Origin of the sequence: Paenibacillus guangzhouensis (assembly GCF_009363075.1) — a bacterium.
Classification (GTDB): domain Bacteria; phylum Bacillota; class Bacilli; order Paenibacillales; family Paenibacillaceae; genus Paenibacillus_K; species Paenibacillus_K guangzhouensis.
Window position 1 is genome coordinate 4,473,324 of the sequence record NZ_CP045293.1, and the last position, 13,044, is coordinate 4,486,367.

General features: G+C 50.1%; 10 protein-coding genes. 1 reads left to right on the forward strand and 9 read right to left on the reverse strand.

What is annotated here, in order from left to right; translation table 11 throughout:
• Positions 1-41: 41 nt before the first annotated feature.
• Positions 42-1,520, reverse strand: coding sequence for an arylsulfatase (locus GCU39_RS20135; RefSeq protein ID WP_152395146.1), 1,479 nt, complete (start codon positions 1,518-1,520; stop codon positions 42-44).
• A 196-nt stretch (positions 1,521-1,716) separates the two neighbouring features.
• Here GCU39_RS20135 and GCU39_RS20140 point away from each other — a divergent pair, with 196 nt between their 5' ends.
• The gene (locus GCU39_RS20140) at positions 1,717-2,856 is read left to right on the forward strand and encodes a helix-turn-helix domain-containing protein (protein WP_227793280.1); all 1,140 of its coding nucleotides are present in this window, start codon (positions 1,717-1,719) and stop codon (positions 2,854-2,856) included.
• 81 nt (positions 2,857-2,937) lie between these two features.
• On the opposite strand, the gene GCU39_RS20145 is transcribed toward GCU39_RS20140, so the two are convergent.
• From GCU39_RS20145 to GCU39_RS20180, 8 genes are all read right to left on the reverse strand, one after another.
• Positions 2,938-3,690, reverse strand: a complete 753-nt coding sequence (locus GCU39_RS20145; protein WP_152395148.1) for a class I SAM-dependent methyltransferase — start codon at positions 3,688-3,690, stop codon at positions 2,938-2,940.
• Between the two features lie 104 nt (positions 3,691-3,794).
• Complete coding sequence (locus GCU39_RS20150; RefSeq protein ID WP_152395149.1) at positions 3,795-5,219, reverse strand: amino acid permease; 1,425 nt, start codon at positions 5,217-5,219, stop codon at positions 3,795-3,797.
• A gap of 236 nt (positions 5,220-5,455) precedes the next feature.
• Positions 5,456-6,703 (reverse strand): MFS transporter, encoded by a 1,248-nt coding sequence (locus GCU39_RS20155; RefSeq protein ID WP_193726560.1) that lies wholly within the window; start codon positions 6,701-6,703, stop codon positions 5,456-5,458.
• A 44-nt stretch (positions 6,704-6,747) separates the two neighbouring features.
• The gene (locus tag GCU39_RS20160) at positions 6,748-7,839 is read right to left on the reverse strand and encodes a transglutaminase domain-containing protein (protein ID WP_193726561.1); all 1,092 of its coding nucleotides are present in this window, start codon (positions 7,837-7,839) and stop codon (positions 6,748-6,750) included.
• 40 nt (positions 7,840-7,879) lie between these two features.
• Positions 7,880-10,228: an S-layer homology domain-containing protein gene (locus GCU39_RS20165; RefSeq protein ID WP_152395152.1), complete on the reverse strand. Its 2,349-nt coding sequence runs from the start codon at positions 10,226-10,228 to the stop codon at positions 7,880-7,882.
• 96 nt (positions 10,229-10,324) lie between these two features.
• The gene (locus tag GCU39_RS20170) at positions 10,325-11,278 is read right to left on the reverse strand and encodes an alpha/beta hydrolase (protein ID WP_152395153.1); all 954 of its coding nucleotides are present in this window, start codon (positions 11,276-11,278) and stop codon (positions 10,325-10,327) included.
• Positions 11,279-12,034: 756 nt separating this feature from the next.
• Positions 12,035-12,679 carry a bifunctional 4-hydroxy-2-oxoglutarate aldolase/2-dehydro-3-deoxy-phosphogluconate aldolase gene (locus GCU39_RS20175; RefSeq protein ID WP_152395154.1) on the reverse strand — a complete coding sequence of 215 codons (645 nt, stop codon included), beginning with the start codon at positions 12,677-12,679 and terminating at the stop codon, positions 12,035-12,037.
• Positions 12,680-12,712: 33 nt separating this feature from the next.
• On the reverse strand, positions 12,713-13,039 hold the full coding sequence (locus GCU39_RS20180; RefSeq protein WP_152395155.1) for a YnfA family protein: 327 nt from the start codon (positions 13,037-13,039) through the stop codon (positions 12,713-12,715).
• Between the last annotated feature and the right edge of the window lie 5 nt (positions 13,040-13,044).

Here is a 13,044-nt window from a genome sequence, read left to right on the forward strand (position 1 = left end):
CGTTCAACGTGATTCGAGAGGCTTCTTTTTAATAATCCCAGCTAGGTATGAACGGCCTGCTGCTCCCGCAAATGCGTTAGACAGCTCTGCGGCTTTCTCCCTACCACCAATACGCCATTGGCCACATATCCTTCTTCGCGATCGCGAAGTTCATGAATGAGACGTGATCGGAATAAATCAAGCTCCGCTTCGTAAGCAGCGTCCACCGCTAAGTTGCGCAGCTCTTGCGGATCTTCATCGAGATGGAACAACTGCTCCGACCCTGTCTGCGAATACCAGATGTACTTCCAATGACCGTCTGTTACATAATGATGCGATAAGGCGCCATAGGCATGTTCACCATGGAGATAGGTTCGCCACGGACGTTCCTGTGTCTCGTTGCAGAGCGGTACAACACTGTGTCCATCGACGGATGGAGGAATGACTGCCCCTGCTGCATGAAGGAGCGTAGGCATAATATCTCGCATTTCAACGACTTCCGATACAGTGCTGCCGATTTTGAATCCCAGCTTGCCTGTTCGATCGCTGATAATGAACGGGACTTTGGCGCTGCCTTCGTACGCAAGTGCTTTACGATAATAATGATGGTCGCCCATCATCTCGCCATGATCTGATGTGAACACAATGACCGTATTATTCAGCTCGCCATATTCATTCAAGGCATTGATTAATCGTCCAATTTGATAATCCAAATGCGTAATTAATGCGTAATAGCCCGCTCTGGCGCGCTGCAGTTCATCCGGCCGCAGCTTCTTGAGCCCTGTGACAGGACTTGCGCTGCCCGCTTCCGCTGCGAATTCATTCACCCAATCTCCTATCGGCGGATCTGGAAGCGTCTGATGGATATACATGTCCAGGTAAGCTTGCGGCGGATCGAACGGCGGATGCGGACGTACGAAGGACGTCCAGAGGAAGAAGGGCTTCGACGGATCGCGGCGTCGCAAGAAATCGATCGATTGCGTCACGGCCCAGTTCGTCGGATGCAGCCGTTCTGGCAAATGCCAAGGTAAGGTCACCGTCGATGCGTTGCAATCGAGCGCCATATCCATGATATCCTGATGCGAACCGGCTTGTTCGCGCAGCCAATGCAAGTAATCATCGCATTCATCGAAATGCCCTGCCGCAGATTGGCTCTTGCGATCCCGGTTATAGTGCATATAGCCGTCATGCAGCACGACATTGTGGAAGCCACAGAGATTGCGCGTCGGATACACATGCATCTTGCCGACACATTGCGTATGATAGCCTGCATTCGCCAGCTCTCCCGCCAACATATGCTCATACTGCCATGGGACCCGGTCTTCATACCCGACTCTGCCATGTGATTGTTGGCTCATCCCCGTCATGATCGCCGCCCTTGCCGGTACACAGGTTGGAGTCGCCGAATAGGCATTGCGAAACATGACGCCGCTCTCAGCCAGCCCGTCCAAATTCGGGGTGCGCACGACGGGATGCCCCGCGCTGCTTAGACAATCTGCACGCATCTGATCCACGGTAATCAACAAAATATTCGGTTTCATTCCTCTACCTCCGCTTCATAATCAATTCATTGCTAACGCTTAGATATATAGATGTACAACCTTTCCCTGATTTTACCACGGTTCGAATCCGCTCGATATGTATTGTTCTACGATCTTTTTGAAGGATATTTACATTTTGAGCACGAAGAGTTATTATGTAATTACGTAATTACGTATTACAATAAAATTATTTGAGGTGATCCTGTTGAAACGAAATGTTGAAGCGGAATTAGATGAATTGAAACTGCAACTAACGGAACTTCACGCTATGGTCAAACAACTGATCTCATCAAACCCTGCTCCTTCAGTCCATGCTTCGCACCCCCGCCCTGCAGCCATCACATCCCAAACCAATACAGTGCAAGACCCTGTTCACCAAGGCGGCGTGTATTTCTCCGGACATTTTCAAGGCAGTCTTTCCCGTTATCAGTGGGAGCCACAAGAACGCCGAGCCAGCCAACTGCTGGATTTAGATGGCGACAAGGTTGCTAAGATTCTATCCGCGCTTGGCCATCGTCAACGGCTGGATATTCTGCGCGCGGTCATACATGAGCCGCTTACGGGTGCCGAGATCGTCGAGCGCTTGAATATGGGGACAACGGGGCAGCTCTATCATCATATTAAAGCTCTTGTCGGTGCAAATCTCCTGATTCAAGAGGATCGCGGCGGCAAATATACGCTGCCGGATCACCGAGCTCTTCCCCTGCTCCTCTTGCTCGCCTCCGCAGGGGAACTGCTAGATACGAGCGACTATATGGAGCTAGCCCACGTGCGTGAAGATGCAAGCGGCTATCTTGGCAGCTCACCGGAAGCTTATGATCCGCTTGCGCTATTGCGATCCGTGATCGAGAACAGCATCATCGAACACCAAGCCGGTTATTGTTCTGAGATCAGCATCATCTGGCACGAGGACGGTAGTGTGACGGTTGCAGACAACGGCAGAGGCATCCCGGTAGGAGCAATCGGCGGCGCATCGAAATCGAATGTTCAAGCCGTCCTAACAGAGCTTCATCACAGCACAAGCGTATCCATTCCAGGATCGTGTTCGGACAAAGGAATCAATATCCCTGTCGTCAATGCCCTATCGGAGAGATTATCCGTAGAGGTACGCCGAGAAGGCAAAATCTATCGTCAAGACTATAAGCACGGCATCCCGCTATCCAACGTGAATATCGTGGGACTCACTCGCGACACAGGCACGAGCATCACCTTCCTACCTGATCCCGACATCTTCCGCGTATCCTTCGATCGCCATCGACTGACTTCGCTCATGGATGCCATCCAGGCTAGCAACGCCGGTCTAACCGTGCACGTGCTGGAAGACGAATATCAATAATCCTACATTGTGGCGTTTTGGTTCCAAATTAAAAAAGCTGCCGATAGAATCGGCAGCTTAACTTAAAGTGCGCTGAACACATCAAGAACCCCAGAACACTTCCGTCTCATAATCGAAAGATACTTTTCCGTTCTCAGCATTCCGCTCAAACAATGCACGCAGCGCATCCATCATCGCTTCATAGCTTGGATCCCCAGGGACTGGAATGTACGATGAAGACAACACGCGTCCTGCGAGCCCTTCTAGATCAAATCGCTGATGATTCGGAAATGTACCGATCTGCATGTCTCCTGCTTCGAAAAACGCCCCCAATGCATCCGGCGTAATATTTTTCTGCGTTACCGTCTTATAATCCGTACCAAACGTATGTAAGAATCGATCATATTCTTCCCGGAATGGCGTTCCTTCGGTCAGGCGATTGTTCCATATCAGCACGATCTTGCCCCCTGGCTTCAGAATGCGTTCGAACTCCTTCCGTGCCGCTGTCCGATCGAACCAGTGGAACGCCTGAGCACAGACGATAAAATCGACGGAATGATCCATGAGTCCTGTCTCTTCAGCAGATCCAGGCACTGCGCGATAATTCGGTGCTCCCTCCAGATCCTTCAAGGCTGCTTCACGCATCTCCTTATTCGGCTCGACAGCAATCACCTGACTGCCCCGCTCCAAGAGCAGCTTGGAAAATATCCCTGTCCCTGCTCCTACATCCGCGACGACACTTTCTTGCTTCAGCCCAATCACGCCGTACAAATAATCCATGACTTCTTGCGGATAACTCGGACGGTACAACACATACGTATCGACCCGGTTCGAGAACCGTTCCTTGCTATTCATAAGATCACGCTCCTTCTTAACTATCATTACAGTTCAACACAGGATTATCAACCTATTCGCACAAAAAAAGACGCCATCATAGGACGTCTGTCGTTCATATATGGTTATCGACGGGTCATCTTCGCAATCTGCGGGAGGATCAATCCTAACGCGATCAAGAGACAAGCCGTCACAATGTTCATGATGAACTGGAAGTACCATTCGCTAGTGTAAGCTTCGACCTTCGGGAACATCCCCATAATACAGGCGAAAGCCGTGAAGATGAAACACCAGAGACCAATGATGAAACCCCATGTTTTATTTTTGACGAATTGGTATTCCGACTTGAATTTGTCCGCCGCTTTCATGAGCGCCATGAAAGCAAGGAAGACGAATAAGTAACGAAGCGGCATGACGATGGAGTTGAGATCCAACAGCCAGTTATATAGCGAATTCATATTACCGATGCCTAAGGCTGGAATAATAATTAGAATACCGACCAGGACCCCCGTCATTAGGTAGCCGTTCACCGGTGTGCCGCGAGCGTTCGTCTTCAGTAAGCCTTCCGGAATATACCTCCGGTCCGCGTCGCTTAATAGTACTTTGAGCGGCGCATCGATCGAGAAGGCAAGTGCTGAGATCTGAGCAAGCGTGTTCGCAATCGCATACAGGATCATCAATCCATTGCCTAAGCCGTAATATCCGCCAAGAATCTGAAAGGCGTAATATTGTCCGTTCATCTTCAGATCGGCTGGAATGTTGCTCGAATCGAACATCAACCCCATCGAGAAGGAACCGAGCAAGGCGCAGACGGCAACCATGATCGCGAGCGCAATCATCCCCCGCGGAAATTCACGCGCCGGATTACGTGTCTGATTGACGTACGGAGAGATTTTCTCCGCACCGCCGACCGCGAAGACGAGCATGGAGATCGTCGTGAAGTAGGCGAAGTTAAAGTCCGGGATGAACGATTTGAACGTAATATTCGCCGTAGCGATTTTCGCACCCGTTAGAGCCGGAGCCGTAATCGCCAGCAAGATGTACAGCAGGGACATAATGAAGACCGCAAGTCCCGCAATAGTACCGATTCGCTTCAGGGAAGCTAGCCCGTACGACGCAATCCATAAAAATATAAGAAAGACGACAAGACAAGCCGTCTGAATAATGAAGGGGGAATATTTCGATGTCAATCCGCCCGTCCCCGTAAATGCCCAGCCCAATGCGATAAGAATCCCTTGCGGCTTCTGAGCCAAATAAGGCACGTGAACCACCCAGTACGTCCATGCTGCGAAAAAAGCGATGGTAGGGCCCATCGTTTCCTTAATCCAGCTGCTGACGCCGCCTTTTCCTTCTTTGAAAGTAGAACCCATCTGACCGACCATTAGCGCATAAGGCACGAAATATAACGCAATGATCAGAATCCATGATGTAATAACCGTTAATCCTTGGTTCGCATAGTTGTTGACGACGTTCCCGAACCCCCATACCGACACGAAGGCGATTAGGGCGACGTTGTACCAGCGAAGCTTTTTCTGTTCGATGCTATTCATTTGTTCTTCGTCTTGCTCCTCTCTAAGCTGTCCGTTTAGCCTAATTAATCTACCCCTATCGTGTCCATTTCGCTATGAATTAAGCCACAGCGACACAAAAAAACCTAGCCCCTCCAAGCGATACTTCGGTTTGGATAGAGTCAGGTCTGAACAAACCTCTATCGAGGTTTATTTCGAAGATGAGCGACCGCGATCAGAAGTAGGTTTTATCGCCAATGGTCAAAAAAAAATCGGTCCTATAAGGACCGATTCATTGGCATGACGGCGTTTGGCTGAAGTTCCTTGAACGATTGACGATACAAGTAACCAATACCCGTCGCGACTAAACTTAGTAACCCACAAATGACATAGATCGCTGCGATGCCGAACAGATCCGATAGAACCCCCAGCACCACCACCGAAATACCAAAGATAAACGTATTGAGCGTAGACATCGCTGCGAGCACCTTCGGCAGCAGCTCCTCCTCCACGCTCAGCTGCCTTATCGTCGTAACGGCTACCGTACGCATCTCAACCAGCGGCCCCATGAATAAAGCGAGCGCCAGCGCAATCCAAGCGCTCGTCATATACCCGAAAACCATGGTCAGCACACCATAGCCCATCATCCCAATCATCATGGCGCCGAATCGATTGCGATTAAGCCACGAGCTGATCGCGACGATACATAAGCCGCCGACAATGGCTCCGATAAAGTACGAGACATTGATATAGCCCCACCATGTCTCGTCTTTATTCAGCACCGTCTTCACATAAGCGAGCAAGAAGGCGCCAGCCCAGACCGAGCCCGCTAACCCTTCTAAGAAATCCATAATCGCGAGCGAACGAAGCGCCGGACGCGACCAGATGATCAGCCATCCCTCGCGAAGACGCTGCCATGCACCGGCTTTAGGTACGGACGCCTCATCTTCATCTGACGTCGATTTCTTCGCTTGCTTCAGCTTCGGCTCATGCACCAACGAAGTCATCAGGAACGCGAGGAAATACATAACGGCAATGCTGAGGAGCGTGTACGTCCCGCCGAGCCAATTGAATACAATCGCTCCTCCAGCCCAGCCCGCGAGCTGAACAATTTGATTGGAGGTTCCGAAAATACCGTTCGCCTTCATGACGTGATCCGAGTTGTCGAGAAGTCTTGGAATCAGGGCACTAGTTGCGGGCGAAGTCCAACCGTCCAGGAAGGCCCAGAACATGATCAGCAGGAGCATTATCCAGAGCGTGCCAGGACTTAGCGATTGCCATGCATACCAACCGATGATGCAGAACAAAATGAACTGTAGGAATTGCGAGCTTTTGAGTAAGAACGTTAATGGATAACGATCCAGCAAGAGCGGAGAAGCGAGCCCGCTAACACTCTGGCTAATCATTCTCACGAGTGGAACAAGCGCCGTATACGTCACCGAATTACTAATATGATACATGAGGGTTACGATTGTGATCGTTGCCATCACATCTGCTAGATTGGACAACGTCTGTCCGAATATCAAATTTCTGACTGAACGATTAAACACCGATTCCATTCCTTTTATTTTTATTTCAGAGTAATTTCAAGCAGAATATCGCCCGTATTTTCAAAATCGCGATAGCTGTATCGAATGGATCCATGGAACCCGCTAATCTCTTGCAGAGCTTTGCCCAGATCATCGGCCAGTGTTGTCTTGCGCGTATAGCGCACCTTCACCGTTGAATCGCCTGCGCGCACCGCCTGCTCGATTTTCGTCGATAACCCAGATACGGACGTGACAATATTTTCAGACTTGAGGTAAATATAATTAAGCTCTGTCTCTAACTTTGTGTAAAACGCAGAACGGCCTGCATCATTCTTCTTCAGCTGCTCTACTGTCTTATCGTAGGATTCCGTTGCTGCAGGATAAACCTTCGTCCACTGATGATCTACGCGAAGCTGCTTATCTGTGCGCAAATAATAATGATAGCTGACTTTGCCCTTCTGATCCGGGACGGGATCATCCCACGTCGTATCCAAATGGTACCACTTGCCATCCAAGTTTACGACATTCCAAGCATGCAGCTGTCCTCCGGCTTTTCCTTCGGCGATTCGATTCGTAATGCCTGCTTCCTTCAGCATCCGGTACGTTAGCAAGGCATAACCTTGGCAGACCGTCTTGCCTTCCTTCAGGCCGAGATACGCCGTATCATTCTTAAGTGATGTGTCATAAGCTAAATTCAGAACAACCCAGTCATGAATCGCTTTGACCTTCTCATGCGCATTCATATTCTTGTTAATGATGGTAGGCAGTACTGCCTTCACCTTACTTGTCACGTACGCGGTCTGATCCGCGTCTTCGCGGTAGTCCATATAAATCGTAATGCTCGAGGATAATAGCGAACTCTTGTATTGATAGGAATATTGACGAACCATGAACTGAACGTAAGGATCCATAGCCATCGCATCCTGCAGTGCCTTCTCTAGCTTGGTCTTTGATACACTGTCATGGATGGAATAGGTCATGACGGTCTCGCGATTCAACATCGACTGATAAATTTCTTTTGTGAGCCCTTCCATTGAATTCACCGTAGGTGTATCCACCGCCGCTGTAACAGGATTATTAATGACTTCTACCACAGCAAAACTTAGTGTGCTTACCAACAATATCTTGAACATTTGCCTTGCGAAACGAGGCACAACTCAACCCCCTTGTGAACTAACGCTGAATTTCAGTATCAATTTTACCCTGAAGTTCAACAAGCTTCATAATCGTCTCTGCCGCTTCTGCACGTGTGATCGTAGATTTCGGATGGAACTTGCCTCCGTCTGTGTTCATGACTCCTAATTTCAGCATGAGTGCAACCGCGCCTTTGCTCTGTACTTCTGCAGCATCCTGCAGCTGCGTCACTTCTACATCTTTGGTTAAGAATTTCGCTAGTTGCTCGTATTGTAGTATACGAGTGACCGATTCGGCAAGTTGTTCACGGGTAATTTCGGTCTCTGGTCTCAAGCTTTCAGTTGGATTTCGCTTCAGCCATTTCTTCTCGACGAAGAAGGAAGCCGCGGAATAATACGGACTGTCAAAGGAAATATCCTTGAAAAGTGGCTTATCATCGCGGTAGCTAGCATAAGGCTGCACGCTACTTGTGATCCATTGCATCCATTCCCCGAGCTTAATTGGCTGGCTTGGCTTCACGAGACCTTCTTCATTCGGCTTCAGGACGCCTGCCTGCAGTAATTTCGTTAGCGCGGCTTCCGAAGCCGTGCCTTGAATATCCTTAGCCGTCTGCGCTGAATTTTGCCCAGCTTGATACCAGTACGATTGGAACTTGCCTGTTACAGCGTTCAGCAGAGACTTTTCCTCAGGATTAAATTTCGGGCTATAGACTAAGCGCTGCTCTTGTTGATTGCTCGCATTGGGATTGTTGTAGTCGTATGGACCTACACGCGTATATTGCAGCTGCATCTCGAACTGATTCAAAAACGCAGTGCGTGCTTCTTCCGCCGTAATCGAAGGTTTCAGCGCCTTCATCGCTTCTCGGTCGATTGACCGGGTGGAATCATCATAATTCACGAGCTCTCCGCGGCTCCCTAGTTCGATGCGAACGTTGTTATAGTTCACCGGAATATCGCCTAGGAACTGCTGATACTCGAAGTAAAACCCGCCATTATTCTGTATGTTCTGTTCCGATGGGGTGCGGAGCTTCAAATTCGCGGCCGCGTCCGGGTACAGGAGGTTGATCCAGTAATTCGCTTTTTTCTCCGCATCAGTCAGGCTTATCTCTGGTTTTTTCTTCTCCTTCGTATTGGCATTTCGGTAGGACATATATGGATTGCCTATCGCTATGATCTGACCCGTCTTGGCATTCACTCGTGCGTTAAATTGTTTATCGAACCCATCCGGTCCTACCGGATTCGGTTGATCCCATGACAAATACCATATTTTGACCGATGGATCATTCCAGTCATTCTGCATATTCTGGTTCATCCGTTTATTCTCAGCAGGCGGTTTCAACACGTTCAGAACGATCGCTTTGGCCTGATCCGCTGTTAACTCACCTCCTTGATGCGCCGCATACTGCTTCGCTGTAGGGGTAATGCTCTTATATGTATTCGTATTCAGGTTCGGCTTGGCTTCTTTGCCGGTCTGAGGGTCAACGAATTTGCCGCTCTTCGCATCCACTATGCCAAATTGCACATTCGCAGGCTGGTAAGCGAGCATCATGTCCTTCGAATTGCCGTACGGTTCACCGACAGGCAGATAAGCGAGCTCCATTTTGAGAAGCTCTGCGTAGTATGATTTGGCTTTCTCAGCCGTGATAGATGGCGTAGCCGATGGATAGCTCAATCCCGACATTGAACGGGAATAGCTGAAGATATTTCCTTCCCCATCTACTGATATATTGATAGTCTCATCCGAGGGCAGCCCGTTCACAGGAATATTGTATGAAAAAGAATAATTCGCAGGCCCGAACAGCCCCGAGTTATAAGCGTACATTATGTTATTCTGCGCATTAAGCGTCTTGACGTCGATACTTGGCACGATTCGCCCAATCAACTTCTCAGCAATTTCCTTTGCTTGCTCTCTCGAGTACGTCGGCGGATATTTCACTTGCCCTTTGCTCACTTCACTCCATGGGCTGAAATCCGCCTGCAGAATCTCGCCCGTTAATGCATCGACCCGGCTGCCAAAGCCATAACCGCTATTCCCGATCTGATATTTCCACTGAATCGTCCAGACCATTTCATTTCTCGGCGGATAGACATTCGGATCGCCTAACGTCACGTTCTCCACTTCTGCATCTTTGAATTGCGGGAAGAGATCTCTGATCTTCGCAACAGCCTCGTCTTTCGAGATGTTCGGTGTCTTCTTCTCTGCCGTTTGATTCTTTGCGGGTTGCGAACTACTATTCACTGACGTAGAGAACGTTCCTGAATTTGACGTTCCATCCTTCACGCTCTCTGCAGCGGCAACCTGCTGGATAAGACATACGCTTAGCGTCGTGGCGATCGCCGCTTTTTTAATCAACACCGCTCGGCGGTTATTCTTGGATTTCAATGACATCAATCCTCCTAATCATCAACCAGATATTTCCTTACATATCTTGTTAAACGATGAAGGAGGAAAAAAGTTCCTATTATTTTCGTCTATTCCCTCAAATTAGGACCTCTGCGCTATACGCTGATCCGTCCCAAGGAGATGCCGTCGAAAAAAGGGAATGACGTGTCCCCAGAATTGCTGATCTTGCTCAGAACAGCTATGACCCTGAATCTCAATAAATAAATGCTCCACCTTCGTGTTCACGTGGTCAATAATGTATTGCAGCTCCGAATGCGGAATGAACCCATCATGCCTGGAATGAACGAGGAAAACAGGAATATTCGCACCCTGTGCATTGCGATTAAGGACATGGATAACGTTCATATTTTTGAACAGTTGAGGGGTAATCCGTGCACGCAGCAACCAGATGAACATCACCATATATGCGAGCGGGAACATGGGAATATGAATGCGGCTGCATTCCGACTGCAATACCGTCCGAAGTCGAATTGGCATCGAGTCGGTGATGACGGCCTGTACCGAAAGTCCAAGATCAAGCGCCAGGATCGAGCCCAATCCGCCCAGCGAGTGACCCACGACGCCAATAGCGTCCTGCTGCACGTCGGGGCGAGTACGCACGTATTCAACTGCAGCCAGAAGATCGTCGCGGAACGTAAAGGAGGAAGAGGCTGGGATCTCTTCACTGTCGCCATGACAGCGCACATCGAACAGGAAGATGGAGAACCTGGCATCATACAAAGGATCGACATACCGGAGGGAATATGCGCGGTTCGAGCCCCAGCCATGGACGATGATAATCGTCGGTGCCGTCGGCTGCTCCTGCGTCGCGATGTCACGGCTTGGGATGAACCATCCGCAGCACTGCTTGTCGCCGCTACGGAATTTCACATCTTCATAGGGCTGCTTCGGCACCGCATCATTGACTCGCCGCAGCGGCGTCTGTGATCGCACCCCGAGCAGCCACACCAGCACAAGGATGAGCGCGACCACAAGAACAGCTACCTGTAAGATCATCATGCCCTGCATTCGAAGCACCTCCGATATCACTTTCATGCCAATTGAAAATTACCTGTAGTGTTCCCCGATCTGCTGAAAAAAGTGATGGAAAGCATATGAAAAAGCTGTCCATTGTCACCTTGGTATTCCAGTAGTGGGAGGGGCAGTTGCTGGGCGGGGATGAGCGAATTACTGTGGCCGGGCCGCGGAACTGCGAGCGAAATAACTGCTTTTTGGCAATTATTTGAGCTGGGGCGCGCTTCTGCGAGTGAAATAACTGCCTTTTTGGCAGTTAATTGAGCTGGGATGCGCGACTGCGAGCGAATTAACTGCTTTTTGGCAGTTATTTGAGCTGGAGCGTGCGACTACGAGCGAAATAACTGCTTTTTAGCAGTTATTTGGGCTGGAACACGCGACTACGAGCAAATTAACTGCCTTTTGGCAGTTATTTGAGCTGGGATGCGCGACTGCGAGCAAAATAACTGCCTTTTGGCAGTTATTTGGGGCGGAATGTGCCTCTGCGAGCGAAATAACTGCCTTTTTGCAGTTATTTGAGCCGGAACACGCGACTGCGAGCAAATTAACTGCCTTTTTGCAGTTATTTGAGCTAGAACGCGCCTCTGCGAGCGAAATAACTGCCTTTTTGCAGTTATTTGTAGCTGGAACGCGCGACTGCGAGCAAATTAACTGCCTTTTTGCAGTTATTTGAGCTGAAACGCACCAATACGAGCAAATTAACTGCATTTTCGCAGTTAATTCTCCCCCAACACAAAAAGACTTCCATATCCTCTCGGACATGGAAGTCTTCATTACTCAGCGTGTCGTCTTCGCCGCTGCCGCGTCCACATACGCCCTCGCATTCGCTGTCATCTGCTCGAAATCGCCGCTGGCGATCAGATCCGGCCGCACCAGCTTCGTACCGAGGCCGACAGCTGCGGCCCCAGCCGCGAACGTATCCGCGATATTGCCGAGATCAACGCCGCCTGTCGCCATGATCGGAATATGATCGAGCGGTGCGCGGATCTCGCGCAGATACGAAAGCCCGAGCGATGCCATCGGGAACAGCTTCACCAGCTTCGCTCCAGCATTCCAGGCACGAACGATCTCGGTTGGCGTCATCACGCCTGGCCAGACGTCCACACCACGCTCCGCACCGTACGCGATCACCTGCTCATCCAAATTCGGCGAGATCAGGAACTGTGCACCTGCCGCCACCGCTTCCTTCGCCATCGCGACATTCAATACCGTACCGGCCCCAATGTAGGCCTGTCCATCGAACGACTCGCGCCAGCGCGAAATAATCGGCAGCGCCCCAGTCGTATTCATGGTGACCTCCATGAAGGCTACACCGCCATCGACCAGCGCCTTCGCCGCCGCATCCGCTTGATGATCCGCAATACCGCGGAAGATCGCGACCATGCGATGCTGCAATAACTCCGTCGTTAAATCCAACTCCACTCGTCCTTTCCTACCGAATCATCCTTCAGGCCTTTAATGCCGCGGTGCCCATAACATGACGGACACCCCGACAATACAAATGCCTGCGCCAAGCCAATCGTACAGATCCGGCGTCTTCCGATCCACCATCCATCCCCATAAGACCGCCAGCACGATGAACACGCCGCCGTAAGCCGCATAGACACGGCCGAAAGAAGGGAATTTCTGCAACGTCGGGATGACGCCGTAGGCGATCAGAATCACCGATCCAACAATGCCGTACCACATCGGCCTCGCTTCACGAAGCCATAGCCATACGAGATACCCGCCGCCGATCTCTGCGAGCCCTGCAATCAAGAACAAAATAATCGCAATAACCATTCCAA

Coding starts and splice junctions, on each gene's coding strand:
- GCU39_RS20135 (WP_152395146.1), bottom strand. CDS start 1,520: ATGAAACCGAATATTTTGTTGATTACCGTGGATCAGATGCGTGCAGAT.
- GCU39_RS20145 (WP_152395148.1), bottom strand. CDS start 3,690: ATGAATAGCAAGGAACGGTTCTCGAACCGGGTCGATACGTATGTGTTG.
- GCU39_RS20150 (WP_152395149.1), bottom strand. CDS start 5,219: ATGAATAGCATCGAACAGAAAAAGCTTCGCTGGTACAACGTCGCCCTA.
- GCU39_RS20160 (WP_193726561.1), bottom strand. CDS start 7,839: ATGTTCAAGATATTGTTGGTAAGCACACTAAGTTTTGCTGTGGTAGAA.
- GCU39_RS20165 (WP_152395152.1), bottom strand. CDS start 10,228: ATGTCATTGAAATCCAAGAATAACCGCCGAGCGGTGTTGATTAAAAAA.
- GCU39_RS20170 (WP_152395153.1), bottom strand. CDS start 11,278: ATGAAAGTGATATCGGAGGTGCTTCGAATGCAGGGCATGATGATCTTA.
- GCU39_RS20180 (WP_152395155.1), bottom strand. CDS start 13,039: ATGGTTATTGCGATTATTTTGTTCTTGATTGCAGGGCTCGCAGAGATC.